The 23,936-nt window shown below is 73.0% G+C and carries 22 protein-coding genes; 13 read left to right on the forward strand and 9 right to left on the reverse strand.

The window, feature by feature from the left end:
- Window positions 1-29 precede the first annotated feature (29 nt).
- Window positions 30-1,277: a spermidine/putrescine ABC transporter substrate-binding protein gene (locus HHL19_RS35005; RefSeq protein ID WP_169094441.1), complete on the reverse strand. Its 1,248-nt coding sequence runs from the start codon at window positions 1,275-1,277 to the stop codon at window positions 30-32.
- Window positions 1,278-1,327: 50 nt separating this feature from the next.
- The gene (locus HHL19_RS35010; RefSeq protein ID WP_169094442.1) at window positions 1,328-2,842 is read right to left on the reverse strand and encodes a gamma-aminobutyraldehyde dehydrogenase; all 1,515 of its coding nucleotides are present in this window, start codon (window positions 2,840-2,842) and stop codon (window positions 1,328-1,330) included.
- Window positions 2,843-3,017: 175 nt separating this feature from the next.
- Here HHL19_RS35010 and HHL19_RS35015 point away from each other — a divergent pair, with 175 nt between their 5' ends.
- Window positions 3,018-3,602: an NADAR family protein gene (locus tag HHL19_RS35015; RefSeq protein WP_169094443.1), complete on the forward strand. Its 585-nt coding sequence runs from the start codon at window positions 3,018-3,020 to the stop codon at window positions 3,600-3,602.
- Here HHL19_RS35015 and HHL19_RS35020 read toward each other — a convergent pair.
- Window positions 3,570-4,280, reverse strand: coding sequence for a DUF4190 domain-containing protein (locus HHL19_RS35020; RefSeq protein ID WP_240982058.1), 711 nt, complete (start codon window positions 4,278-4,280; stop codon window positions 3,570-3,572). The two genes, HHL19_RS35015 and HHL19_RS35020, sit on opposite strands and share 33 nt — an antisense overlap.
- A gap of 74 nt (window positions 4,281-4,354) precedes the next feature.
- Here HHL19_RS35020 and HHL19_RS35025 point away from each other — a divergent pair, with 74 nt between their 5' ends.
- The 6 genes from HHL19_RS35025 (at window position 4,355) to HHL19_RS35050 (ending at window position 10,008) form a co-directional block, all read left to right on the forward strand.
- Window positions 4,355-5,386, forward strand: a complete 1,032-nt coding sequence (locus HHL19_RS35025; protein ID WP_169094444.1) for an adenosine deaminase — start codon at window positions 4,355-4,357, stop codon at window positions 5,384-5,386.
- Between the two features lie 21 nt (window positions 5,387-5,407).
- Window positions 5,408-6,094, forward strand: a complete 687-nt coding sequence (locus tag HHL19_RS35030; protein ID WP_169094445.1) for a glycerophosphodiester phosphodiesterase — start codon at window positions 5,408-5,410, stop codon at window positions 6,092-6,094.
- Window positions 6,094-6,870 carry an SAM-dependent methyltransferase gene (locus HHL19_RS35035; RefSeq protein ID WP_169094446.1) on the forward strand — a complete coding sequence of 259 codons (777 nt, stop codon included), beginning with the start codon at window positions 6,094-6,096 and terminating at the stop codon, window positions 6,868-6,870. Before HHL19_RS35030 ends, HHL19_RS35035 begins: the two co-directional genes overlap by 1 nt.
- Before the next feature lie 56 nt (window positions 6,871-6,926).
- Entirely contained in the window at window positions 6,927-8,018 is a 1,092-nt protein-coding gene (locus tag HHL19_RS35040) for a histidine kinase (protein WP_240982059.1), read from the forward strand.
- The gene (locus HHL19_RS35045; RefSeq protein ID WP_169094448.1) at window positions 8,015-8,701 is read left to right on the forward strand and encodes a response regulator transcription factor; all 687 of its coding nucleotides are present in this window, start codon (window positions 8,015-8,017) and stop codon (window positions 8,699-8,701) included. Before HHL19_RS35040 ends, HHL19_RS35045 begins: the two co-directional genes overlap by 4 nt.
- A gap of 122 nt (window positions 8,702-8,823) precedes the next feature.
- A complete protein-coding gene (locus HHL19_RS35050; protein ID WP_169094449.1) occupies window positions 8,824-10,008 on the forward strand; it encodes a serine hydrolase domain-containing protein in 1,185 nt (394 codons plus the stop codon).
- On the opposite strand, the gene HHL19_RS35055 is transcribed toward HHL19_RS35050, so the two are convergent.
- The 3 genes from HHL19_RS35055 to HHL19_RS35065 form a co-directional block, all read right to left on the reverse strand.
- On the reverse strand, window positions 9,974-10,519 hold the full coding sequence (locus tag HHL19_RS35055) for a hypothetical protein (protein ID WP_169094450.1): 546 nt from the start codon (window positions 10,517-10,519) through the stop codon (window positions 9,974-9,976). The two genes, HHL19_RS35050 and HHL19_RS35055, sit on opposite strands and share 35 nt — an antisense overlap.
- Window positions 10,520-10,884: 365 nt before the next feature.
- Window positions 10,885-12,048: a spermidine/putrescine ABC transporter substrate-binding protein gene (locus HHL19_RS35060; RefSeq protein ID WP_206325868.1), complete on the reverse strand. Its 1,164-nt coding sequence runs from the start codon at window positions 12,046-12,048 to the stop codon at window positions 10,885-10,887.
- Between the two features lie 154 nt (window positions 12,049-12,202).
- Complete coding sequence (locus HHL19_RS35065; RefSeq protein ID WP_169094452.1) at window positions 12,203-13,639, reverse strand: gamma-aminobutyraldehyde dehydrogenase; 1,437 nt, start codon at window positions 13,637-13,639, stop codon at window positions 12,203-12,205.
- A gap of 204 nt (window positions 13,640-13,843) precedes the next feature.
- Here HHL19_RS35065 and HHL19_RS35070 point away from each other — a divergent pair, with 204 nt between their 5' ends.
- From HHL19_RS35070 to HHL19_RS35095, 6 genes are all read left to right on the forward strand, one after another.
- Window positions 13,844-14,335 (forward strand): Lrp/AsnC family transcriptional regulator, encoded by a 492-nt coding sequence (locus HHL19_RS35070; RefSeq protein WP_229851417.1) that lies wholly within the window; start codon window positions 13,844-13,846, stop codon window positions 14,333-14,335.
- Window positions 14,320-15,708: an aspartate aminotransferase family protein gene (locus HHL19_RS35075; protein WP_169094454.1), complete on the forward strand. Its 1,389-nt coding sequence runs from the start codon at window positions 14,320-14,322 to the stop codon at window positions 15,706-15,708. Before HHL19_RS35070 ends, HHL19_RS35075 begins: the two co-directional genes overlap by 16 nt.
- A 251-nt stretch (window positions 15,709-15,959) precedes the next feature.
- Window positions 15,960-16,688: an ATP-binding cassette domain-containing protein gene (locus HHL19_RS35080; protein ID WP_206325857.1), complete on the forward strand. Its 729-nt coding sequence runs from the start codon at window positions 15,960-15,962 to the stop codon at window positions 16,686-16,688.
- Window positions 16,670-17,818: a hypothetical protein gene (locus HHL19_RS35085; RefSeq protein ID WP_169094456.1), complete on the forward strand. Its 1,149-nt coding sequence runs from the start codon at window positions 16,670-16,672 to the stop codon at window positions 17,816-17,818. The genes HHL19_RS35080 and HHL19_RS35085 overlap by 19 nt, the downstream gene beginning before the upstream one ends.
- A gap of 88 nt (window positions 17,819-17,906) precedes the next feature.
- Window positions 17,907-19,037 carry an LOG family protein gene (locus tag HHL19_RS35090; protein WP_169094457.1) on the forward strand — a complete coding sequence of 377 codons (1,131 nt, stop codon included), beginning with the start codon at window positions 17,907-17,909 and terminating at the stop codon, window positions 19,035-19,037.
- On the forward strand, window positions 19,038-20,114 hold the full coding sequence (locus HHL19_RS35095) for a hypothetical protein (protein WP_169094458.1): 1,077 nt from the start codon (window positions 19,038-19,040) through the stop codon (window positions 20,112-20,114).
- Here the strand turns inward: HHL19_RS35095 and HHL19_RS35100 are convergent.
- The 3 genes from HHL19_RS35100 to HHL19_RS35110 are packed head-to-tail and all read right to left on the reverse strand — an operon-like array spanning window position 20,099 to window position 23,876.
- Window positions 20,099-21,139 carry an ABC transporter ATP-binding protein gene (locus tag HHL19_RS35100; protein WP_169094459.1) on the reverse strand — a complete coding sequence of 347 codons (1,041 nt, stop codon included), beginning with the start codon at window positions 21,137-21,139 and terminating at the stop codon, window positions 20,099-20,101. The two genes, HHL19_RS35095 and HHL19_RS35100, sit on opposite strands and share 16 nt — an antisense overlap.
- The gene (locus HHL19_RS35105) at window positions 21,139-22,752 is read right to left on the reverse strand and encodes an iron ABC transporter permease (protein WP_206325863.1); all 1,614 of its coding nucleotides are present in this window, start codon (window positions 22,750-22,752) and stop codon (window positions 21,139-21,141) included. The genes HHL19_RS35100 and HHL19_RS35105 overlap by 1 nt, the downstream gene beginning before the upstream one ends.
- Before the next feature lie 38 nt (window positions 22,753-22,790).
- The gene (locus tag HHL19_RS35110; protein ID WP_169094460.1) at window positions 22,791-23,876 is read right to left on the reverse strand and encodes a thiamine ABC transporter substrate-binding protein; all 1,086 of its coding nucleotides are present in this window, start codon (window positions 23,874-23,876) and stop codon (window positions 22,791-22,793) included.
- Between the last annotated feature and the right edge of the window lie 60 nt (window positions 23,877-23,936).

Genomic DNA, 23,936 nt, shown 5'->3' on the forward strand with positions numbered 1-23,936 from the left:
CCGGAGTTCGTATGGGGGTGGACGACGGCTCAGGCGCCGATGAGCTTGGCGAACTTCTCCTCGTACGCCGTCTCCTCCTCGCTGGTCAGCGAGCGGAAGGCGCGCGACTTCATCGCCATGGCCTTGTCCGGGAGGATCAGCGTGTTGGCGGCGAGCTCGGGGTCGATCTTCGCCAGCTCGTCCTTGACCCCGTCGACGGGACAGACGTAGTTGATGTAGGCGGCGAGCTGGGCGGCCACCGGGAGCTCGTAGTAGTAGTCGATGAGCTTCTCGGCGTTGGCCTTGTGCCCGGCCTGCGCGGGGACGAGCAGGTTGTCCGTGGAGGTGATGTACCCGGCGTTGGGGATGGCGTACTGGATGTCCGGGTTGTCCGCCTGGAGCTGGATGATGTCGCCGGCCCAGGCGAGGCAGGCCGCGATGTCTCCCTTGTCCAGGTCGGAGGTGTAGTCGTTGCCGGTGAAGCGGCGGATCTGCTTCTTGTCGACGGCCTTCTGGAGGCGGCCGATCGCCGCGTCGAAGTCGGCGTCGGTGAAGGTGCCCGGGTCCTTGCCCATGTCGAGCAGGGTCATGCCGACGGTGTCGCGCATCTCGGTGAGGAAGCCGACCCGGCCCTTGAGCGCGGGGTCGTCGAGGAGCTGGGAGACCGAGTCGACCTTCTTCCCGCCGGTCGCCTTCTTGTTGTAGGCGATGACGGTGGAGATGCCGGTCCAGGGGTACGAGTACGCGCGGCCCGGGTCCCAGTCGGGGCGGCGGAACTGCGGGGAGAGGTTCGCGTAGGCGTGGGGGAGGTTCGCCGGGTCGAGCTTCTGCGCCCAGCCCAGGCGGATGATGCGGGCGGCCAGCCAGTCGGTGACGCAGATCAGGTCGCGGCCGGTGTCCTGGCCGGCCGCGAGCTGCGGTTTGATCTTGCCGAAGAACTCGACGTTGTCGTTGATGTCCTCGGTGTACTTGACCTTGATCCCGGTGCGCTTGGTGAACGCCTCCAGGGTGGGGCGGGACTTCTCGTCCTCGCTGACGTCCATGTACTCGGTCCAGTTGGAGAAGGCGACGGTCTTCTCCTTGGCGGACCGGTCGGTGGACGCAGGGCCCTGGCCCTCCCGCTTGGCCGGCGGGATGCCGCAGGCCGTGAGGCCGGCGAGGCCGCCGACCGTCAGCGCGCCCACGCCGCCGGCCCGCAGCAGCGAACGACGGCTGAGGGCACCACGGCCGCTCGTCATGCTGCGCCGGATCGCCGCGAGCTGGGCGGCGGAGAGGCGGTCGGGCTCGTACTGCTCCATGCGCTGTGCCCTTTCGGGATGGTTGCGCCGCTGGTCGGGCGGCTACTCTGCTATCGGTCCCCGAAGATCGTGCGGTGCCAGTCCTTGGCCGCCACCGCCGTGTTGTCGAACATCACGTGCTTGACCTGCGTGTACTCCTCGAAGGAGTAGGAGGACATGTCCTTTCCGTAGCCGGAGGCCTTGTATCCGCCGTGCGGCATCTCGCTGATGATCGGGATGTGGTCGTTCACCCAGACGCAGCCGGCCTTGATCTCACGGGTGGCCCGGTTCGCCCGGTAGACGTCGCGGCTCCAGGCGGAGGCGGCGAGGCCGTACGGGGTGTCGTTGGCGAGCCGGATGCCCTCGTCGTCGGTGTCGAAGGGCAGGGCCACCAGGACCGGACCGAAGATCTCCGACTGCACGACCTCGCTGTCCTGCGCGGCGCCGGTGATCAGGGTGGGGCGATAGTATGCGCCGTTCTCCAGCTCTCCACCAGGGGCTTCGCCTCCGGTGACGACGGTGGCGTACGCGCGGGCCCGCTCGACGAAGCCGGCGATCCGGTCGCGGTGGACGTGGGAGACCAGCGGGCCGAGGTCGGTGGCCGGGTCGGCGGGGTCGCCGAGCCGGACGGTCTCCATGAGCTCGGCGACCCGGGCGACGAAGGCGTCGAAGAGGGGGCGCTGCACGTAGGCGCGGGTGGCGGCGGTGCAGTCCTGGCCGGTGTTGATGAGGGAGGCGGCGACGGCGCCGTGCGCGGCAGCCTCCAGGTCGGCGTCGTCGAAGACGACGAAGGGGGCCTTGCCGCCGAGCTCCAGGTGGAGCCGCTTCACGGTGGCGGTGGCGACCTCGGCGACCCGCTTGCCGACCGCGGTGGAGCCGGTGAACGAGGTCATGACGACGTCGGGGTGGCCGACGAGGTGCTCGCCGGCCTCGCGCCCGCTGCCGGTGACGACGTTGATCACGCCGTCGGGGATGCCGGCGTCCTTGGCCGCCTCGGCGAACATCAGCGAGGTGAGCGGGGTCAGCTCGGCCGGCTTCAGGACGATGGTGTTGCCGGCGGCGATCGCCGGGAGGATCTTCCAGGCGGCCATCTGGAGGGGGTAGTTCCAGGGGGCGATGGAGCCGACCACGCCGATCGGCTCGCGCCGGACGTACGAGGTGTGGTCGCCGGAGTACTCGGCGGCGGACTGGCCCTGGAGGTGGCGGGCCGCGCCGGCGAAGAAGGCGGTGTTGTCGATCGTGCCGGGCACGTCGAACTCGGTGGTGAGCCGGATCGGCTTGCCGCACTGGAGGGACTCGGCGCGGGCGAAGTCCTCGGCCCGCTCGGCGAGGATCCCGGCCAGCCGGTGCAGGGCGTCGGAGCGCTCACCGGGGGTGGCGCCCGCCCAGCCGGGGAAGGCCGCCCTGGCGGCGGCCACGGCCTCGTCGACGTCCGCGGCGGAGGCGAGTTCGTAGGTGTACACGCTCTCGCCGGTGGCGGGGTCGACGACGCTGTGCGTGTGTCCCGAGGTCCCGGCGCGGAGCTTTCCGTCGATGTACTGCGCGCCGTCCGCGAAGCGGTCCGTCACCTGGAAGCGGTTGCCCATGACGCTCTCCGTTGTCCCAGCTCGAATTGAGTGCCGATCCTGACAGAGGGATACGGCTCGAACAAGTGATTCCGTTGTTGCCTTTTGGTTACTCGACGGAATCGGTCGACCAAGTGTCGAGGCCGCGGGAAAATCTTCGTACGGTCTGTCGCTCGCGGATGCCAGACTCGCGTGCATGATGACCGTCGAAGCGCTGACACAGCAGGTCAGCAGGGGTGAGAAGGTGAAGTGGCTGCACTTCTGGGGCCACCGGCCGGCCCCGGACGGACGGCTGACGCAGAGCTGTCTGAGCCAGTGGTGGCCGTCGCCCTTCGAGGTCGCGGGCGTACGGTACGCGACGGCCGAGCACTGGATGATGGCGGAAAAGGCGCGCCTCTTCGGCGACGCCGAGGCGGAGCGGACGGCGCTCGCCGCCCGCACCCCGGCGGAGGCGAAGAACGCCGGCCGGCTGGTCCGCGGCTTCGACGAGACGGTGTGGGCGCGGGAGCGCGCCGCGATCGTGGTGGCCGGCAGCGTCCACAAGTTCGCCTCGGACGAGGGGCTGCGGAGCTTCCTGCTGGGGACCGGGGGCCGCGTCCTGGTGGAGGCGAGCCCGCTGGACCGGGTCTGGGGCATCGGCCTGGCCGCCGGTGACCCCGGCGCCCACGACCCGGCCCGCTGGCGCGGGCTCAACCTCCTGGGCTTCGCTCTGATGGAGGCCCGGGAGCGACTGCGTACCGGGGCCGGATCAGCCGCGGTCGCCGACGACGAGGACCGCTGAGGTCCGCCCGTCGACCTCGCTGTCCGAGTACTCCTCGAAGCTCGTGACGGCCCAGACGAAGAAGGCGATCATCGCCGCGCCGAGGAGCACGGAGACGATGCCGAGGACGATGCCCGCCGTGGCGGCGCCGCCGTTGGTCGCCTCGCCGCGGTTGGCGCGCTTGCGGCCGACGATGCCGAAGATCAGCGCGAGGATCCCGAGGACGATCGACGGGACGCCGTAGAACCAGAAGAGGCAGGTGCCGACGATGCCGAGCACCATGCCGGCCGTGCCCATGCCGTTGTACTGGCCGGGCATCGGCCCGTACGCCGCCGGGTGGACCGGCGGGTAGCCGTACGCGGTCGGGCCGGCCGGCGGATAGCCGTGCCCGGTCGGCGGGGCGGCCGGGTGGCCGTAGGCGGGCGGGGGCGTCGGCGCGCCGTAGGCGGCCGGGCCGCCGGGGGCGACGGGCGGCGGCGGCAGCTCTCCGCCGGCCGGGCCGGTGGGTATCGGGGCGGCCGCCGGCTGCTCGTGGGCCGGGGCGCCGGCGGCCGGAGCCGGGCCGGGAATGCCGGCGGCCGGACGCTTGTCCAGCTCCACCGGTCCTGCCTGCGGGGCCTGCTCGGCCTGCCGCTCCGGCGGGGCCCACGGATCGGCGGTCTCCCGGTCCTGCGGGCGCGGCTCTGCGTTCTCGGACAATCTGGGCTCCCCTCGTGGTCCCGTCATGCTACGGCGTCACCGGCGCCCCTCCCCGCCCGGCCTACGATGACCCGATGACCGACCTCCACCCCTTCATCGCGGGCCTGCCCAAGGCCGAGCTGCACGTCCACCACGTGGGCTCCGCCTCCCCGCGGATCGTCTCCGAGCTGGCCGCCCGGCACCCGGACTCCAAGGTCCCCACGGACCCGGAGGCGCTCGCCGACTACTTCACGTTCACCGACTTCGCGCACTTCATCGACGTGTACCTCTCCGTCGTGGACCTGGTGCGCACCCCGGAGGACGTCCGGCTGCTGACCTTCGAGGTCGCCCGTGACATGGCCCGGCAGAACATCCGCTACGCCGAGCTGACCATCACCCCGTACTCCTCCACCCGCCGCGGCATCGACGAGCGCGCGTTCATGGCGGCGATCGAGGACGCCCGCAAGGCGGCGGAGGCCGAGTTCGGCACCGTGCTCCGCTGGTGCTTCGACATCCCCGGCGAGGCCGGCCTGGAGGCGGCGGAGGAGACCGCGCGGCTCGCCACCACCGACGGCATCCGCCCCGAGGGCCTGGTCTCCTTCGGCCTCGGCGGCCCGGAGATCGGGGTGCCGCGCCCGCAGTTCAAGCCGTACTTCGACCGGGCCAGGGCGGCCGGGCTCCACTCGGTGCCGCACGCCGGCGAGACCACCGGGCCGCAGACCGTCTGGGACGCGATCCGCGACCTCGGCGCCGAGCGCATCGGCCACGGCACCAGCTCCGTCCGGGACCCGGAGCTCCTCGCGTACCTGGCGGAGCACCGGATCGCCCTGGAGGTCTGCCCGACCTCCAACATCGCGACCCGCGCGGTGGCCACCCTCGACGAGCACCCGATCCGGGCGATGGTCGACGCGGGCGTGCTGGTCACGGTCAACAGCGACGACCCGCCGATGTTCGGTACCGACCTGAACAACGAGTACGCGGTCGCCGCCCGGCTCCTCGGCCTCGACGAGCGCGGCCTGGCCGCCCTCGCGAAGAACGCCGTGGAGGCGTCCTTCCTCGACCCGGACGGCAAGCGGCGCCTCGCCGCCGAGATCGACACGTACACGGAGGAGTGGCTGGCGCGCTGAGCCCCGGCGAAGAATGGCCCCATGCGATCCGTCACTGTCGTAGGCCACCGCGGCGACCCGTACCGCGCCCGTGAGAACACCCTCCCCTCGATCGGCTCCGCCTTCGAGCGGGGGGCGGACGCGGTCGAGGTCGACGTCCGCCTCACCAAGGACGGTGCGCCCGTCCTCCTCCACGACGACACCCTGAAACGGCTGTGGGGCCACGACCGCCCGCTCTCCTCCCTCACCCACGAGCAGCTGCGCGAGCTGACGTCCGGCGGGGTGCCGACGCTCCGCGAGGCGCTGGTCGCGGCCGGCACGCACCGGCTGATGCTCGATCTGCCCGGCGGGAACGAGGAGTCGGTGCGCACGATCGTCGGCACGGTCCGCGAGTCCGGCGCCGGCGAGCGCGTGTACTACTGCGCCGGCGCGGTCGCGATGCTCCGGGTCCGGGACGCCGACCCGCACGCGGAGATCGCCCTGACCTGGACCTCGCTCGCCCCGCCGCGCCCGGTGCTGCTCGATCGCGTCCGCCCGAGGTGGCTCAACTACCGCTGGGGCCTGGTCGGTCGGGAGCTGGCCGAACGGATCCACCGGGACGGTCTGCTGGTCTCGGCCTGGACGCCGGACACCCGCGGGAGCATGCGTAGGCTGATCGCGAACGGCATCGACTCGATCACCACGAACCGGGTCGACGTCCTCGCCGCCGTCCTGCGAAAGGCTCCCTGATGAACGACCGGATCCGGACCGACATCGCCCACAACGCCCGGGTGTGGAACTACTGGCTGGGCGGCAAGGACAACTACCCGGTGGACCGCGCCGTCGGCGACCAGGTCATCGCCTTCCACCCGGGCATCGGCGAAGTCGCCCGCGCGGACCGCGCGTTCCTCGGCCGTGTGGTGACCGGCCTGGCCGGCGCGGGCGTCCGCCAGTTCCTCGACATCGGCACCGGCCTCCCGACCGCCGACAACACCCACGAGGTGGCGCAGCGGGTCGCCCCGGACGCCAGGATCGTCTACGTCGACAACGACCCGATCGTCCTCACCCACGCCCGCGCCCTCCTGACCAGCTCCCCCGAGGGCGTCACCGAGTACGTCGACGCCGACGCCCACGACCCGCGGACGATCCTCTCGGCGGCCGGCGAGGTCCTGGACTTCTCCCGCCCGGTGGCGGTCCTGATGCTCGGCATCCTCAACTTCGTCCTGGACACCGACGAGGCCCGCGAGATCGTCCGCACCCTGATGGCGGCCGTCCCGTCCGGCAGCCACCTCGTCCTCACCCACCCGACCCTCGAACCGGAACTGGGCGGCGAGGGCAACGAGGCGGCGATGGCCTTCTGGAACGAGAACGCCACCCCGCCCATCACCGCCCGCACCCGCGAGGAGTTCACCTCCTTCTTCACCGGCCTCGACCTCCTCCCCCCGGGCATCGTCTCCTGCTCCCGCTGGGGCGCCCCGGACGCCGCCCCGGTGGCCCAGTTCGGCGCGGTGGGCCGCAAGCCGTAATGCGGATACGGGGGTTGAGGCAGGCCCGCGCCTGGGGGGCGGCGCATCCGTGGGCCATGGACGTGGGCCTCGCGCTGCTCGTGCAGGCGGCGGTGACGATGCCGTTCGTGGTGCCGCGCGGACCGGAGCTGCCGCCGGCGACCTGGCCGGCGTACGGGCTGACGGCGTTGACCGTGCTGCCGCTGGTCTGGCGGCGGCGGGCGCCGATGACGGTGCTGCTCGCCGTGCTCGCCGCGAGCGCGGTGTACCGGCTGGCCCTGGAGGGGCCGGGGCAGCCACTGCCGTACCAGGGCCTGGTGTGCGCGTACACGATCGCGGTGCTCGCGCCCGCCCGGCAGCGGCTGGCGGCGGGCGTCCTGCTGCTGGTCGCGGTGCCGGTGTCGGTGTGGCTCAACACGCAGTCGGCGCGGGAACTCACCTTCTCCCTCTTCGTGTTCGGCGCCGCCTACGCCTTCGGGCGGCTCACCGACGCCCGGCAGCGGGAGCACCTGGCGGAGGCGGAGCGGGCGGCCGCGCGGGAACGGGCCAGGATCGCCCGGGAGATGCACGACATCCTGTCGCACGCCGTGAGCCTGATGATCGTGCAGGCGGAGGCCGGTCCGGTGGCGGTGCGCCGGGCGCCGGAGCGGGCGGAGGCGGCGTTCGAGGCGATCTCCGCGACCGGGCGGGACGCGATGGGCCAGCTGCGGCGGATGCTCGGCGTGCTGCGGGACGAGGACACCGGTGACGGCCGGTCCCCGCAGCCGGACCTGGACGGGCTGCCCGCGCTGCTCGACCGGGTGCGGGCCGGCGGACTCGACGTACGGTACGAGCCGGCCGGCGAGCTGTCGGCGCTGCCGGCCCCGCTCGCGACGACCGTGTACCGGATCGTGCAGGAGGCGCTGACCAACACGGTCCGGCACGCCGGGGCCCGCACCGCCACCGTCCGGATCGAGCGGGCCGCCGGGCTGCTCACCGTCGTGGTCCGCGACGACGGCAGGGGCCTCCGGTCGTCACCGGACCGCCCTGCGGGCCACGGACTGACCGGGATCCGCGAGCGGGCGAGCGCCCACGGCGGCACCGCGACCGCGGGCCCGGGCCGGGACGGCACCGGGTTCGAGGTGCGGGCGGAGCTGCCCGTCCCCTCCGCCGCGGAGGTGGGAGCGTGACGATCCGCGTGGTGGTGGCCGACGACCAGGAGCTGGTCCGCAGCGGCTTCGCCCTCATCCTCGACGTCCAGGACGACATCGAGGTCGTCGCCGAGGCGGCCGACGGGGCGGCGGCGGTGGAGGCGGTGCGGCGCCACCGGCCGGATGTGGCCCTGCTGGACATCCGGATGCCCCGGATGGACGGCATCGAGGCGTGCCGCACGATCAGCGCGGAGAGCGCCTGCCGGACGGTGATCCTGACGACCTTCGACTCGGACGCGTACGTGTACGAGGCGCTGCACGCGGGCGCGAGCGGCTTCCTCCTGAAGGACGTGCGCCGGGACGACCTGGTGCACGCGGTGCGGGTGGTGGCGGCGGGCGACTCACTCCTCGCGCCCTCGGTGGCCCGGCGGCTGGTGGAGCAGTACACGGCGGGCGGCCCGCGCCGGGCGTCGGCGCCGGACCCCCGGCTCGACGTGCTGACGGGCCGGGAGCGGGAGACGCTGCTGCTGCTCGCGCGGGGCCTGTCGAACGCGGAGATCGCGGCGGAGCTGGTGGTCTCCGAGCACACGGTGAAGACCCATGTGGGCAACGTGCTGGCGAAGCTGGGGCTGCGGGACCGGATCCAGGCGGTGATCTGCGCCTACGAGACGGGTCTGGTGGCCCCGGGTCCTCCCCCGGCCGGGGGAGGCGCGGGCGGCTGATCCTCCCCCGCTCCGGCGAGGTACCGGCGGGGCGGGACCGCCGGTGCGGGCGATCCGCCGGTCGCCCCTGGTCAGCAGGATGGAGTCGTCGAGAAAAACGGCTCACGTCACGGGAGTTGACCATGAACACGCCTCCGAAGAGGTCCACCCGCACCCTGCTCGCCGCCGCCCTGGTCCTGGGCGTCGCCGCGGGTCCGCTCACCCTCTCCCCCGCCTTCGCGGCGCCCGCCCCGCCGGCCGCGGCGGCGGCGGTGGCCGGTCCCGATCTGTCGGCGGTGATCGCGGGGCTGCCGCGCGCCGACGCGACGGCGGCGCTGGTCCGGATCGGCGGCACCGAGGGGAGCTGGGCGGGCAGCGCGGGCGTGCACGACCTGGAGTCGAGGGCGCCGGCCGATCCGGCGGCCCGCTTCCGGATGGGTTCGGTGACGAAGGTGTTCACGGCGGCGACCGTGCTCCAGCTGGCCGCCGAGGGCCGGATCGACCTGGACCGCACGGCCCGTTCGTACCTCCCGGAGCTGATTCCGGGCCGGTACGCGACGGTGACGGTCCGTCAGCTGCTGAACCACACGCACGGCATCCCGCCGGCGGGCATGCCGGGCGGGACGGTGGAGGAGTGGTACGAGCGCCGCTTCGAGGTGCACGAGCCGGAGGAGCTGGTCCGCCGGGCGACGGCCCAGCCAAGGGAGTTCCGCCCCGGCACGCGCCAGCACTACCTGAACATCGGCTACACGATCGCCGGGCTGATCGTGGAGCGGGTGACGGGCGAGTCGTACGAGGAGCAGGTGGAGCGCCGGATCCTGCGCCCGCTCGACCTGCGGGACACCTACTCCCCCGGCCGTGAGACGGAGATCCGGGGCCCGTACAACCACGGCTATCAGCTGATGCGGCGGGACGACGGGACGACCGGGCTGCGGGACGTCTCGGTGTGGGGCGTCACGGACGGCTGGGCGGCCGGCGATCTGGTCTCGACCACGGCGGACCTGGAGCGCTTCACCCGGGCCCTGTTCGCCGGCCGGGTGGTGCGCGGTCCACTCCTGGAGGAGATGTTCACGCTGCCGGAGGTCACCGACTTCGGGTCCGGCGCGCCGGCGGCGTACTCCGTCGGTCTGTCGATGAAGAGGCTGGGCGGCCGCGAGGTCTGGGGCAAGACCGGCGGCCGCTGGGGCTACAACGCGGCCATCGCCTCGACCCGCCGCGGGGAGCGGACCCTGGTCTACAGCGTCAACTCGACGGACGCGAAGGGCCAGGAGATGAACCGCACGGCCCTGGAGCTCATGCTGGCGACGTACGGGCTGCCGTCGGAGTGACCCCCTGGGCGGCCTCCAGCCGCTTGATCAGGCGCCGGACGTGGAGCAGCGGCAGGATCCCGAAGACCCCGAAGGACATGTCGATCATCGACCACCAGAAGGGGATGTCGCGGATCGGTCCGCAGATCAGGGCGAGCGGGATGATCCCGACGCAGGCGATCATGCCGAACTCGACGACCCAGATGTTGCGGACCGGGTCGCGGTAGGGCCCGTAGAAGGCGACGGCGATGACGAGGTGCGCGAAGGCGAGCCAGTCGGTGCCGTAGAGGAGGTACGGGGCCCCCTCCCCGGCCGCCTCGACCCCGCCGGCCACCGTGTGGATCCACGCGGCGAGCCCCGGCAGCGCCTCGGCGACGGGCGCGGCCCAGCCGGTCAGCGAGGAGTCGAGCCAGCGGAGTTCGGTGACGAGCGGAAAGGCGGTGGCCCCGCTCAGGACGAGACAGACGACGAAGAGGATCAGCCAGGCGCGGATGCGCGCGAGAAGGGCTCTCGGCCCGTTCGAGTCGCTCATGAAGCCAGCGTACGCCCCTCTTGAACGCGTTCAGAAACGGGGGTCACCCTTCCCTGACGGCCCGCTCGATCTCCGCCCCGCCCCCTGCTTCGCCAGGGCCGCGGGCACCTGGGCCCTGTCCTCCTCACGATGGAGGAAGGTCGGGCCGCCGGGCACGAGGAGGACGGCGCCCAGCTCGCCGAGGAGGCGGGAGATCAGCTCCATCACCTCCCCGCCGCAGGGGCGGTTGAAGTGACCGAGTCGGGGTGGAGGGCGACGGAGACGGTGCCGCCGTCCGGTGTCTCCACCTCCAGGTGGGGCTCGGCGGGGCCGGACGGCCGTCCGCGAAGCGGATCAGGAAGAGGTCCGTGCTCATGCCGGGTCGCTCACAGGCCCACGATCCCGTTCCAGCGCTTGGCCATGGCCTTGCGTTCGGCGGAGGTGATGTCACGGGCGACGGCGAGCTTCTGCCGCATGGCCGCGTCCGGGAAGATCAGCGGGTCCTCGGCGAGGGCCGCGCGTTCCTCGTCGCCGGAGTCGGCGAGGACGGTCCGGGCGGCCGGGACGGGGCAGACGTAGTTGACCCAGGCGGCCAGTTCGGCGGCGACCTCGGGCTCGTAGTAGTAGTCCACGAGCTTCTCGGCGTTGGTCTTGTGGCGGGCGAGGTTGGGGATCAGGAGCGACTCGGCCCACAGTTCGCCGCCCTCCTCGGGGACGACGAACTCGATGTCGGGGTCGTCGGCCTGGAGTTGGATGACGTCGCCGGAGTAGGCCTGGCAGGCCAGGACGTCGCCGCCGGCCAGGTCCTTGATGTAGTCGTTGCCGGTGAAGCGGCGGATGTGCCGCGCGCGCACCAGCTTCTCGATCTGGTCGCAGACGGCGTGGAAGTCGTCCTGGGTCCAGCGCGTGACGTCCACGCCGTTGCCCTGCATGAGCAGGGAGATGGACTCGTCGAGGCCGGACAGGAGGGTGACCTTGCCGCGCAGGTCGGGGTCCCAGAGCTGGCGGGTGGAGCGCAGTTCGCGGCCGAGCCCGCGGCGGTTGTAGGCGATGCCGGTGATGCCGGACTGCCAGGGGACGGAGTGGAGCCGGCCGGGGTCGAAGGCGGGGCGGAGCAGCTGGGGGTCGAGGTGCCCGGCGACGTTCGTCTGCGCGGCGCGGTCCATCTTCTGGACCCAGCCGAGGCGGACGAAGCGGGCCGCCATCCAGTCGCTGACGACGACGAGGTCGCGGTCGACGGGCTGCCCGTTCATCAGGGCGGGGCCGATCTTCCCGAAGAACTCGTCGTTGTCGTTGATCTCCTCCGTGTAGTGGACGGAGATCCCGGTCCGCTCCCGGAAGGCGTCGAGGCTGGGCCGCTTCCGCGGATCGTCGTCGTCGGTGTCGATGTAGAGCGGCCAGTTGGCGAAGGTGACGCTCCGTTCGCGGCCCGACAGGTCCCGTCCGGCGCGCCGGTCCTCGGAGACGTACGCGGGCTTCACGCCGCAGGCGGCGAGGAGGCCGGTGGCGCCGGCGGCGCCGAGGCCGCGCAGGAGGGACCGGCGGGGCAGGGGTTTCCTGGCTGTCGCTCTCACCCGCCGAGCATCCCGCCGGGCTCCAGGCGCTCGCAATGGACGGTCCGTCGAGCGGCACGGCACGGCCCCGACACCTTGTCGATCATCGGATCGACCGGTGCCGGGGCCGTACGGGGCACTACCGGGCGGTTCAGCCCAGCGAGGTCATCACGTGCTTGATGCGCGTGTAGTCCTCGAAGCCGTACGCGGAGAGGTCCTTGCCGTAGCCGGACTTCTTGAAGCCGCCGTGCGGCATCTCGGCGACGAGCGGGATGTGGGTGTTGATCCACACGCAGCCGAAGTCGAGCGAGCGGGACATGCGCATGGCGCGCTGGTGGTCCTTGGTCCAGACGGAGGAGGCCAGGGCGTACTCGACGCCGTTGGCGTACTCCAGGGCCTGCGCCTCGTCGGCGAAGGACTGGACGGTGATGACCGGGCCGAAGACCTCGTTCTGGACGATCTCGTCGTCCTGCTTGAGGCCGGAGACGACGGTCGGGGCGTAGAAGTAGCCCTTGTCGCCGACGCGGTGGCCGCCGGCCTCGACCTTGGCGTGGGCCGGGAGGCGGTCGATGAAGCCGGTGACCTGCTTCAGCTGGTTGGCGTTGTTGAGCGGGCCGTAGAGCACGTCCTCGTCGTCCGGCCGGCCGGTCTTCGTCTCGGCGGCGGCCTTGGCGAGGGCGGCGACGAACTCGTCGTGGATGGACTCGTGGACGAGCACGCGGGTGGCGGCGGTGCAGTCCTGGCCGGCGTTGAAGAAGCCGGCGACGGAGATGTCCTCGACGGCCTTCTCGATGTCGGTGTCCTCGAAGACGACGACCGGCGCCTTGCCGCCCAGCTCCAGGTGGACGCGCTTGACGTCCTTGGCCGCCGACTCGGCGACCTGCATGCCGGCCCGGACGGAGCCGGTGATGGAGGCCATCGCCGGGGTCGGGTGCTCGACCATCGCGCGGCCGGTCTCGCGGTCGCCGCAGATGACGTTGAAGACGCCCTTGGGGACGATGGAGCCGATGATCTCGGCCATCAGGACGGTGGACGCGGGGGTGGTGTCCGAGGGCTTGAGGACGACCGTGTTGCCCGCGGCGAGGGCCGGGGCGAACTTCCACACGGCCATCATCATCGGGTAGTTCCACGGCGCGACCTGCGCGCAGACGCCGACCGGCTCGCGGCGGATGATCGAGGTCATGCCCTCCATGTACTCGCCGGCCGAGCGGCCTTCGAGCAGCCGGGCGGCACCCGCGAAGAAGCGGATCTGGTCCACCATCGGCGGGATCTCCTCGCTCGCGGTGAGCGCGACCGGCTTGCCGGTGTTCTCGACCTCGGCGGCGATGAGCTCCTCGGCGCGCTCCTCGAACGCGTCGGCGATCTTGAGGAGCACCTTCTGGCGCTCGGACGGCGTGGTGTCGCGCCAGGCGGGGAAGGCGGCCGCGGCGGCCTCCATGGCGGCGTCGACGTCGGCCTGGCCGGAGAGCGGGGAGGTCGCGTACACCTCGCCGGTGACCGGGTTGGTCACCTCGATGGTGCGGCCGTCGGCCGCGTCGCGGAACTCTCCGTCGATGTAGTTGCGCAGCCGGCGCAGCTCGGTGGTCACTTGCCACCCCTCCTGTCACGTTTGTTCCGCACGGCCTTGTGCGGTCGTCCCGATGGGTGAGACACCTCAGCCTACTGGTTCGGCTGACGCTTTCAACAGCCCCGAGCCCCCTCGACTTCGGATTCAGTGACTTCAAGGGTCCCTCGCAACGAATTTCATCGCTCCGGGGTTGCGTGACTGCGCATCTCGGTGCACAGTGAAGGCGTGGCCAGTCGAAGCACAGACTCCAGAACCGGAACCGGTTCGTCCCCTACGGTCGATGCCGTCTCCCTGGCGATCATCGAGCAGCTCCAGGAGGACGGCCGCCGCCCCTACGCCGCCATCGGCAAGGCCGTCGGCCTCTCCGAAGCGGCCGTGCGGCAGCGCGTCCAGAAGCTCCTCGACCAGGGCGTCATGCAGATCGTCGCCGTCACCGACCCGCTCACCGTGGGCCTCCGGCGCCAGGCGATGGTCGGCATCCACGTCGAGGGCGACCTGGATCCGGTGGCGGAGGCGCTGACCGACATGCCCGAATGCGAGTACGTGGTGATGACCGCGGGCTCGTTCGACCTGATGGTGGAGATCGTCTGCGAGGACGACGACCACCTTCTGGACGTGATCAACAAGCGGATCCGCACGCTCCCCGGCGTGCGCTCCACCGAGAGCTTCGTTTACCTGAAGCTCAAGAAGCAGACCTATATGTGGGGAACCCGATAACCGTGACCCAGTCCCGCAGCGACCTCTCCAAGACCGCCTACGACCACCTGTGGATGCACTTCACCCGCATGTCGTCGTACGAGAACAGCCCCGTCCCCACCATCGTCCGAGGTGAGGGCACCTACATCTTCGACGACAAGGGCAAGCGCTACCTCGACGGTCTCGCGGGCCTCTTCGTGGTCAACGCCGGTCACGGCCGCCAGGAGCTGGCCGAGGTCGCGTACAAGCAGGCCCAGGAGCTCGCCTTCTTCCCGGTGTGGTCCTACGCCCACCCCAAGGCCGTCGAGCTCGCCGAGCGCCTCGCGGACTACGCCCCGGGCGACCTCAACAAGGTCTTCTTCACCACCGGCGGCGGCGAGGCCGTCGAGACCGCGTGGAAGCTCGCCAAGCAGTACTTCAAGCTGCAGGGCAAGCACACCAAGTACAAGGTCATCTCGCGTGCGGTCGCCTACCACGGCACCCCGCAGGGCGCCCTGTCCATCACCGGCCTGCCGGCCCTGAAGGCCCCCTTCGAGCCGCTGGTCCCCGGCGCGCACAAGGTGCCGAACACCAACATCTACCGCGCCCCGATCCACGGCGACGACCCGGAGGCCTTCGGCCGCTGGGCCGCCGACCAGATCGAGCAGCAGATCCTCTTCGAGGGCCCCGACACCGTCGCGGCCGTCTTCCTGGAGCCGGTGCAGAACGCCGGCGGCTGCTTCCCGCCGCCGCCCGGCTACTTCCAGCGCGTCCGCGAGATCTGCGACCAGTACGACGTGCTCCTCGTCTCGGACGAGACGATCTGCGCCTTCGGCCGCCTCGGCACGATGTTCGCCTGTGACAAGTTCGGCTACGTGCCGGACATGATCACCTGCGCCAAGGGCATGACCTCGGGCTACTCCCCGATCGGCGCCTGCATCGTCTCGGACCGCATCGCGGAGCCGTTCTACAAGGGCGACAACACCTTCCTCCACGGCTACACCTTCGGTGGCCACCCGGTGTCCTCGGCGGTCGCGATCGCCAACCTGGACATCTTCGACAAGGAAGGCCTCAACCAGCACGTGCTGGACAACGAGGGCGCCTTCTTCTCGACGCTGTCGAAGCTGCACGACCTCCCGATCGTCGGCGACGTCCGCGGCAACGGCTTCTTCTACGGCATCGAGCTCGTCAAGGACAAGGCCACCAAGGAGTCCTTCAACGACGAGGAGGTGGAGCGCGTCCTGTACGGCTTCCTCTCCAAGGCGCTGTACGACGCCGGCCTGTACTGCCGCGCCGACGACCGCGGCGACCCGGTCATCCAGCTGGCCCCGCCGCTCATCGCCGACCAGGGCACCTTCGACGAGATCGAGGGCATCCTGCGCAACGTGCTGACCGAGGCGTGGACCAAGCTGTAAGGCTCCCCCGCCGCCAGGGGACCCGTCCCGAGGACCCCCCGCCTCCGCGGGTCCCCCCGCGCCACGCCGCCCTCACGGCGTGACCCAGGCCCGGGCATGCCGCCATCCGAGTGGATGGCGGCGGCCCGGGCCGCGTGCTGTCCGTACAACCGGATCCGAATACTTACGGTGCCCAGTGACCGACAGGCCCGGCCCTCGTTCCCCCGGACGGGGGAACGGCAAGAATCGGAACCGACATCGAGGTGTACGCGATGGCCCCACCGGACAACGACGTGCTCTGGGCGCGTTCCCTGCACTGCTCCCTGGGTGGCACGGAGGCCCTCAGCGGCGTCTCCGTCGGCGTCCGCGAGGGCGAGATCCTCGCCGTGACCGGCCCCCGCGGCAGCGGCAAGACCACCCTCCTGCGCTGCCTCTCCGGCGAACTCGCCGCCCAGCAGGGCGAGGTCTGGTTCAACAGCTCCCCCGTCCATACCCTCCCCCCGGCCGGCCGCGAACGGCTCCGCCGCGAACGCTTCGGCTGGATCGGCCCCGACGACGGCCTCGTCCCCGAACTCACCGCCTGGGAGAACACCGCCCTGCCGCTGCTGCTGCGCGGGGTCCCCCACCGGGCCGCCCGGACCGCCGCCTGCGAATGGCTCGACCGCCTCGACACCGGCGCCTGCGCCCGCGTCCGCCCGCACGCGCTCACCCGCTCCCAGCGCCAGCGCACCGCCATCGCCCGCGCGCTCGCCGCCGCGCCCTCGGTCCTCTTCGCCGACGAACCCACCGCCGCCCTGCACCGGGCCGACGGCGCACAGGTGCTCCGCACCCTCACCGCCGCCGCCCGCTCGCACGGCATCACCGTGCTCCTCGCCACCCACGACCCGGAGGTCGCGGCGCTCGCCGACCGCACGGTCACCCTGCTCGACGGACGCCGGGCCGGGAGCGTGCCGCCCGCCACGGGGGCGGAGGGCGTCGCCGCGTGCTCGCTCTCCGTCTAGTCCGCGGCTCCCACCCGCTGGTCCAGCTGCGGCGGCTCCTCGTCGCCGCGGCCGCCGCGGGCGTGGGCTTCCTGCTGCTCTGCACCCTCGGCTACGCCGTCGGCCACCCCGAACACTCCGCCGCCTCCGCGCTGCGGCTGCTCTGGTGCGCGCTGCCGATCGCCGCCACCGTCCAGTTCGCCGTCGCCGTCGCCCGCACCGACCCCGCCACCCGGCCGCGGCCCGGACTCTCCTCCATCGGCCTCGGCCCGGCCCGGCTCACCGCCATCGCCGCCACCTCGACCGCCGTCGCCTGCACCCTCGGCTCCATGGTCGCCCTCCTCGTCTACCTCCACCTGCGCGGCGACATCACCGGCCTCCCCTTCGACGGCGCCGCCGCCGGACTGCTCGCCGCCGACCAGCCGCTGCCGCTGGCCGGCGCCCTCACCCTGCTCGCGATCGTCCCGGTCGCCGGCGCCACCGCCGCCGGCCTCGCCCTGCGCCCCCGCACCGGCACCCCCGCCCCCGAGGGCGCCGCCCGGCCGGTGCCGAACGGCCTGCCGTGGGGCGTCGCGCTCGTCGCCGTCGGCCTCGCCGTGGAGACGTACACGGGCCGCGGCGGCGACGGCGGTGTCGCCCTGCCCGGCCGCTTCGACGGCTCCCCCGCCGGTGTCCTCGCCGGCTGGGTCCTCACCGCCGCCGGACTCGCGCTCGCCGGACCCGGCCTCACCCACCTGTGCGGCCGGCTGCTGCAGACCGCCCGCCCCGGAGCCGTACGCCTCCTCGCCGGACGGGTCCTCATGGACGAGGCCGGCCGCATCGGCCGCCCCCTCGGCGTCGTCTGCGCGGTCCTCTCCGGCACCCTCGCCGCCGCCACCGTGTACGCCGCCGGGGACGGCGGCACCGCCTTCGGACCGCTCACCGGCCTCGGTGCCGGCGTCGTCCTGGCCTGCACCACGGCGACCCTGCTCACCGCCGCCCTGGAGTCCCGCCAGTGCCGCGCCCACACCGCGGAGGCCCTCGCCCGGCTCGGCGCCCCGCCCACCGTGCTGCGCACCGCCGCCCTGCTGCGGGCCGGCGCCCTGCTCGCCGTCTTCCTCCCGCTGACCTGGCTCGTCGGCGAACTCGCCGCCCTGCCCCTGACGGCCTGACGGCTTGACGGGCTGGACGGCCTGACGGGCTGGACGGCCCGGAGAAAACCAGCGGGCCCCGTCGCCATGGGCCGCCTATCGTGGGCCCATGGCGACGCCCCCACCGCCGCGCCCCCGCAGGAGCGGCCGCGAGATCCACACCCTGGACGCGTTCGACGCGTCGCTCGCCCGGCCCGGCGGCCTCGCCGGACTCCGCGTCCAGTCCGTCGACCTCACCGACCGCACCTTCGCGCTCCTCGCCTCCTCCACCGCCGCCACCGTCTTCCTCGGCTGCCCGATGGAGCCGGAGGCCGCCGCCAAGGTCCGGGCCGACGGCGCCCTGGTCTTCCCGCCCGTCCCCGACCTCCCCTTCGACCCGTACCGCAACCGGCTCTACACCCCGGGCGAGCTGTACGAGGGCGTCACCGGGCCCGGCGGTTACGCGGCCACCCCCGACGCCCTCTCCTACGCCTGGTTCGGCGCCACCCGCGCCGACGGCGACGTCTTCTCCTCCATGCTCCGCTCGATCCACGACGACGCCGTCGGCGACTCCCTCGACGAGCACCTCGCCGGCCGGCGGGTCGTCGGCGTCATGGGCGGCCACGCGATGGACCGGGGCACCGAGGCGTACGCGGGCGCGGCCCGCCTCGGCCGCTCCCTCTCCCGCGCCGGGTACACGGTGGCGACCGGCGGCGGCCCCGGCGCCATGGAGGCGGCGAACCTCGGCGCGTACACCGCCCCCTTCGACGACCCGGCGCTCGGCGACGCCCTCGCCCTCCTCGCCGAGGCCCCCTCCTTCACCCCCTCGGTGACCGAGTGGGCCCGCGCGGCCTTCGGCGTACGGGCGCTGCTGCCCGGCGGAGGCGACTCGGTCGGCATCCCCACCTGGTTCTACGGCCACGAACCGCCCAACGCCTTCGCCCGGCACATAGCCAAGTACTTCACCAACGCGCTCCGCGAGGACGGCCTCCTGGCCCGCTCCACCGCCGGTGTCGTCTTCCTCCCCGGCGCCGCCGGCACCGTCCAGGAGATCTTCGACAACACCACCCCCAACTACTACGGGTCCCTCGGCGCCCCCACCCCCATGGTCCTCGTCGACCGCGCCCACTGGACCGAACGCCTCCCCGCCTGGCCCCTCCTGGAGACCCTCGCGGCCGGCCGCCCGATGGCCGCCCGGATCGCCCTGGTCGACTCCATCGACGAGGCCCCCGCGGCCCTGGCCCGCCTCGGAGCCGCGTAGATGGACCTCCTCGCGTGCACGGACTGCGGCACGGAACTGTCGGTGCCGGTACAGCGGGTGGCTCTGCCCCCGGAGACCCACGTCACCCGGTTCCACGAACCGCTGCCGCCGCTCATGGAACCGGGGACGTACGCCGTCGACCCGGACCCCTGGCGCCGGCCCTGGCGCGACTGGGAGCGGCTGAGCGCGGCGGAGGCGGCCGCCGCCGGGGTGTACGCCCCCGTGTACCCCGTCCCCCTCGGCCCGCGGAACCACCTGGTGCTCGCCCCCGGCGACACGCGCGCCACCCGGCTGGTCCCCGAGCGCTGCGAGAGCCACTGCCTGGGCATCGCGGCGGGTGCGGAGCCGAACCTGGAGTGCGCGGGCTGCGGCCTGGGCGTCGGCTTCCGGGAGGACGACTGCGGGCTGTGGCAGACGGTCTGGTACGCCCCCGATGCCGTGGTCCGCCGCCCGCTGAAGGTCCCCGCGCCCGCCCCGCCCCCGCCGGACCGGCCCGCCTACGACGGCTTCGACGGCCTGGACCGGTGGCACGACCTGCGCCTCGGGGCGGCCGCCGGCGCCGCCCTGGCCCGGCTCCTCGCCGCCTCCGGAGGAGCGCCCCTCGCCCTGCCCGCCGGGCCCGTCACGGAACTCTTCGGCCCCGAACCGGCCCGCCTCCTCCCGCCGGGCCGACCGGTCCGCCGCGTCGCCCTCGCGGGCCCGAACCTCCCCGACACCGGCGCCGACATCGTCCTCGTACCGGCGGCGTCCTGGCGCGACGACGGACCGGCCGACGAGCCGGGGTCCGGGTCCGGGTCCGGGTCCGGGTCCGGGTCCGGGTCCGGGTCCGCCGGAAGGGTCGCCCCCGTCGCCGTCCCGCTGGCCCCGCGCCTCTGGGCGCGCCTCGCGCTGCCCGTCGAGACGTCCCCGATGCCGGTCTCCGGCCGGCCGCCGGCCGGTGTGCTGCGCGACGACTACCCGCTGCCGGACCACCGCCGGCGGCTCTCCGGCCCCGACGGGCACATCCTCCGCAGGACGCTCGCCCGGATGCCCGAGGTCCGGCAGCCGTGGCTCCGCGCCCTCTACGACCGGCTCTGACGGTCCCCGTCGTCCCCGTCCAGCACCACCACGTCCTCGGCCCGGAAGGCCACCGCGACCTCCGCGCCCACCGCCGGCACCTCCCGCAGCGGGAACTCGGCCTCCAGCGGGGGCCCGTCCGCCGGGCGCAGCACGACCGTGACGTGGTGCCCCCGGAAGGTGCGGGACTCGACCCGGCAGGCGAGGCCCTCGTCCGTCACCCGCACACCCGCCGGGCGGACCAGCAGCGTCCGCTCCCCCTGCGGGGAACCGTCCGGGACCGGGATCCGGCCCCACGCCGTCTCCGCCACCGCCCCGGACACCGTCGCGGGGACGACGTTCTCGAAGCCGAGGAACCGGGCGACGAACTCCGTGCCCGGCCGCCGCCACACGTCCACCGGCGTGCCGGAGCGCACGATCCGCCCGTCCCGCATGACCACCACCCGGTCCGCGAGCGCGAACGCCTCGCCCTGGTCGTGGGTGACGGCGAGGACCGTCGTGCCGAGCCGCCCGAAGAGCGCCCGCAGCTCCACCACGAGCCGCTCCCGCAGCCCCCGGTCCAGCTGCCCCAGCGGTTCGTCGAGCATCAGCAGCCGGGGCCTCGGCGCCAGCGCCCGCGCCAGCGCCACCCGCTGCTGCTCGCCTCCGGACAGCGCGGCGACCGACCGCCGCCCGGCGCCCGGCAGGCCCACCAGGTCGAGCAGCTCCTCGACCCGTACGGCCCGCTCCTCCTTCGGCACGCCGTGCATCCGGGGCCCGAAGGCGACGTTCCCGGCGACGTCCTTCTGCGGGAAGAGCTGGTGGTCCTGGAACATGAGGCCCACCCCGCGCCGGTGCGTCGGCACCCCCGCCTGGTCGGCGCCCGCGAGCAGCACCCGGCCCGCGTCGAGCGCCTGGAGCCCGGCGACCGCCCGCAGCAGCGTCGACTTGCCGGACCCGCTCGGCCCGAGGACGCACACGATCTCGTGCTCGGCGACCTCCAGGTCCACCGCGTCGAGGACCGCCCGCGTCCCGAACCGTACCGTCGCTCCGTCAAGGGTCAGCATCAGAACTCCCCGGTGGTCCGGTCGGTCCGCAGCCGTTCGAGCAGCAGCAGGGAGACCGCGCACACCACCATCAGAATCGTCGACAGGGCCATCGCCTGCCCGTAGTTGAGCTCGCCCGGCCGGCCGAGCAGGCGCGCCACCGCGACCGGCAGCGTCGGGTTGTCGGGCCGGGCGATGAAGACGGTCGCCCCGAACTCGCCGAGCGACACGGCGAAGGCGAACCCGGCCGCGATCAGCAGCGCCCGCCGCACCAGCGGCAGGTCCACCTCCCGCCAGGCCCGCCACGGCGACGCCCCGAGGACCGCCGCCGCCTCCCGCAGCCGCTGGTCCACCGCCCGCAGCACCGGCAGCATCGTCCGTACGACGAACGGCACGCCGACCAGCGCCTGCGCGAGCGGTACGAGGATCCAGCTGGCCCGCAGGTCGAACGGCGGCTCGTCCAGCGTGATCAGGAACCCGAAGCCGACGGTCACCGCCGACACCCCGAGCGGCAGCATGAGCAGCGCGTCGAAGCCCCGTACAAGGCGTCCCGCGCGCCTCGTCAGCGCCGCCGCCGCGAGCCCGCCGATGACGACCGCGATCGCCGTGGCCGCGACCGCGTACCGCAGCGAATTCCCGACCGCCTCCAGCGGCGGCACCAGGAACGTCCCGGCCTCGTCGAGCGAGCCGAGCGCCCGGTAGTAGCGGAGCCCGTACCCCTCCGGCGTCGCGAGGGACCGCTCCACCAGGACGCCGAGCGGCAGCAGGATCAGGACGGCCACCGAGGCCAGCACCCCGCCGAGCAGCGCCCACTGGCCGGCGCCGCGCGGCCGGCGCGCGGTCAGCTCCGGGGGCACCAGGCGCAGCGCGGTCTCCCGGCGCCGTACCGTCCGCGCGTGCACGGCGAGGATCACGCCGACCGCCACGAACTGCACCAGGGTCAGTACGGCCGCCGTCCGCAGGTCGAGCAGCCGGGCCGTCTGCCGGTAGATCTCCGCCTCCAGCGTCGTGTACGCGTCCCCGCCGAGGATCTGCACGACGCCGAAGGAGGTGAAGGTGAAGAGGAAGACCATCAGCGCCGCCGCCGACACCGCGGGGACGAGCGCCGGCAGCGTCACCGACCGCCACGCCGTCCACCGGGACGCGCCGAGCACCCGGGCCGCCTCCTCCTGGCGCGGGTCGAGCTGGGACCAGAGCCCGCCGACGGTCCGGACGACGACCGCGTAGTTGAAGAAGACGTGCGCGAGGAGGATCGCCCACACACTGGTGTCGAGCCGCAGCCCCCACAGCTCGTCGGTGAACCCGCCCCGGCCCACCAGGGCGAGGAACGCCGTGCCAACGAGCACCGTCGGCAGCACGAACGGCACGGTGACGACCGCCCGCAGCACGCCCTTCCCCGGGAAGTCGAAGCGGGCGAAGACGTACGCGCCCGGCAGCGCGACGAGCAGCGTGAGCCCGGTGGAGGCGGCCGCCTGCCAGACGGTGAAGCCGAGCACGTCGAGGATGTCGGACCGGCCCAGGGTCGCCCCGATCGCGCCGAGGTCCCAGGCGCCGTCGGGCCGCAGCCCGCGCTCGACGATCGACGCGACGGGCCAGGCGAAGAAGACCGCGAAGAACGCGACGGGCAGGGCCATCAGGCCCAGCCGCGCCGCGCTCCCCCTCGGGTCGCGCCTCACTTGAGGAGCGACGACCACTGCTGGATCCACGCCTCACGCTTCTCGGCGATCTTCTCCGGCGCCACCGTCTCCGGCTTCTCGATCACCACGCCGTGCTTCGTGAACAGCTCCGGCAGGGTCGCGTCCTTCGCCACCGGGTTCACGAACATCTGCAGCGGCATGTCGTCCTGGAACTTCTTCGAGATCAGGAAGTCGATCAGCGCCTTGCCGCCCTCGGGGTTCTTCGCCCCGTCCAGCAGGCCCGCGAACTCGATCTGCCGGAAGCAGGTGCCGGTGGACACCCCGGTGGGCGCCTCCTTCGGCTGCGGCTCGGCGTACAGCACCTCGACCGGCGGGCTGGAGGCGTACGAGACGACCAGCGGACGGTCGCCCTTGGCCTCCTTGCCGCCGGCCGAACCGGAGAACTCCTGGTTGTAGGCGAGCTCCCAGCTGTCGACGGTCTTCACGCCGTTCGCCTTCAGCTTCTTCCAGTAGTCCTGCCAGCCGGCGTCGCCGTACTTCGCGACCGTGCCGAGGAGGAAACCGAGGCCCGGGGAGGACCGCTCGGGGTTCTCCACCACGAGGAGGTCCTTGTACTCCGGCTTCGCCAGGTCGTCGAAGGTCTGCGGCGGCGCCAGCTTCCTGTCCGCGAAGTACTTCTTGTCGTAGTTGACGCAGATGTCGCCGGTGTCGACCGGCGTGACCCGCTTGTCGAGCTTGAAGGTGTCCGGGATCCGCTCGGCGCCCTTCGCGTCGTACGGCACGAAGATGCCGTTCTCGACGGCGCGGGAGAGCAGGGTGTTGTCGACGCCGAAGAAGACGTCGCCCTGCGGGGAGCCCTTGGTCAGGATCTCCTTGTTGACGGCCTCGCCCGCGTCACCGGCCTTCAGCACCTTCACGGTGAAACCGGTCTGCTTCGTGAACTCCGCCAGCACCTCCTTGGAGGCGTTGAAGGAGTCGTGGCTGACGAGCGTGACGGTCTTCGGCGCGGGCTCCCCGGACTTGCCCGCGGCGTCGCGGGCGGACTCGGTGGAGCAGGCGGCGAGGCCCGTGACGCCGAGCGCCGCGGCCAGCGCGACCGCTGCGGCCTTCTTGGTGTGCATGTGTGATCCTCCTGGGTGGGACCAGGAAGAGACGCGGCCCTGCCCACGACCGGGGACCGG

The organism is Streptomyces sp. R302 (assembly GCF_012927245.1).
GTDB lineage: Bacteria > Actinomycetota > Actinomycetes > Streptomycetales > Streptomycetaceae > Streptomyces.

Bases quoted from the DNA above. Each gene is read 5' to 3' on its own strand.
- HHL19_RS35040 (WP_240982059.1), top strand. From the start codon at position 6,927: ATGGACGTGGGCCTCGCGCTGCTCGTGCAGGCGGCGGTGACGATGCCG.
- HHL19_RS35100 (WP_169094459.1), bottom strand. From the start codon at position 21,139: ATGCTGACCCTTGACGGAGCGACGGTACGGTTCGGGACGCGGGCGGTC.
- HHL19_RS35030 (WP_169094445.1), top strand. From the start codon at position 5,408: ATGCGATCCGTCACTGTCGTAGGCCACCGCGGCGACCCGTACCGCGCC.
- HHL19_RS35005 (WP_169094441.1), bottom strand. From the start codon at position 1,277: ATGGAGCAGTACGAGCCCGACCGCCTCTCCGCCGCCCAGCTCGCGGCG.
- HHL19_RS35025 (WP_169094444.1), top strand. From the start codon at position 4,355: ATGACCGACCTCCACCCCTTCATCGCGGGCCTGCCCAAGGCCGAGCTG.
- HHL19_RS35050 (WP_169094449.1), top strand. From the start codon at position 8,824: ATGAACACGCCTCCGAAGAGGTCCACCCGCACCCTGCTCGCCGCCGCC.
- HHL19_RS35110 (WP_169094460.1), bottom strand. From the start codon at position 23,876: ATGCACACCAAGAAGGCCGCAGCGGTCGCGCTGGCCGCGGCGCTCGGC.
- HHL19_RS35055 (WP_169094450.1), bottom strand. From the start codon at position 10,519: ATGAGCGACTCGAACGGGCCGAGAGCCCTTCTCGCGCGCATCCGCGCC.
- HHL19_RS35010 (WP_169094442.1), bottom strand. From the start codon at position 2,842: ATGGGCAACCGCTTCCAGGTGACGGACCGCTTCGCGGACGGCGCGCAG.
- HHL19_RS35090 (WP_169094457.1), top strand. From the start codon at position 17,907: ATGGCGACGCCCCCACCGCCGCGCCCCCGCAGGAGCGGCCGCGAGATC.
- HHL19_RS35080 (WP_206325857.1), top strand. From the start codon at position 15,960: ATGGCCCCACCGGACAACGACGTGCTCTGGGCGCGTTCCCTGCACTGC.
- HHL19_RS35095 (WP_169094458.1), top strand. From the start codon at position 19,038: ATGGACCTCCTCGCGTGCACGGACTGCGGCACGGAACTGTCGGTGCCG.
- HHL19_RS35015 (WP_169094443.1), top strand. From the start codon at position 3,018: ATGATGACCGTCGAAGCGCTGACACAGCAGGTCAGCAGGGGTGAGAAG.
- HHL19_RS35105 (WP_206325863.1), bottom strand. From the start codon at position 22,752: ATGGCCCTGCCCGTCGCGTTCTTCGCGGTCTTCTTCGCCTGGCCCGTC.
- HHL19_RS35035 (WP_169094446.1), top strand. From the start codon at position 6,094: ATGAACGACCGGATCCGGACCGACATCGCCCACAACGCCCGGGTGTGG.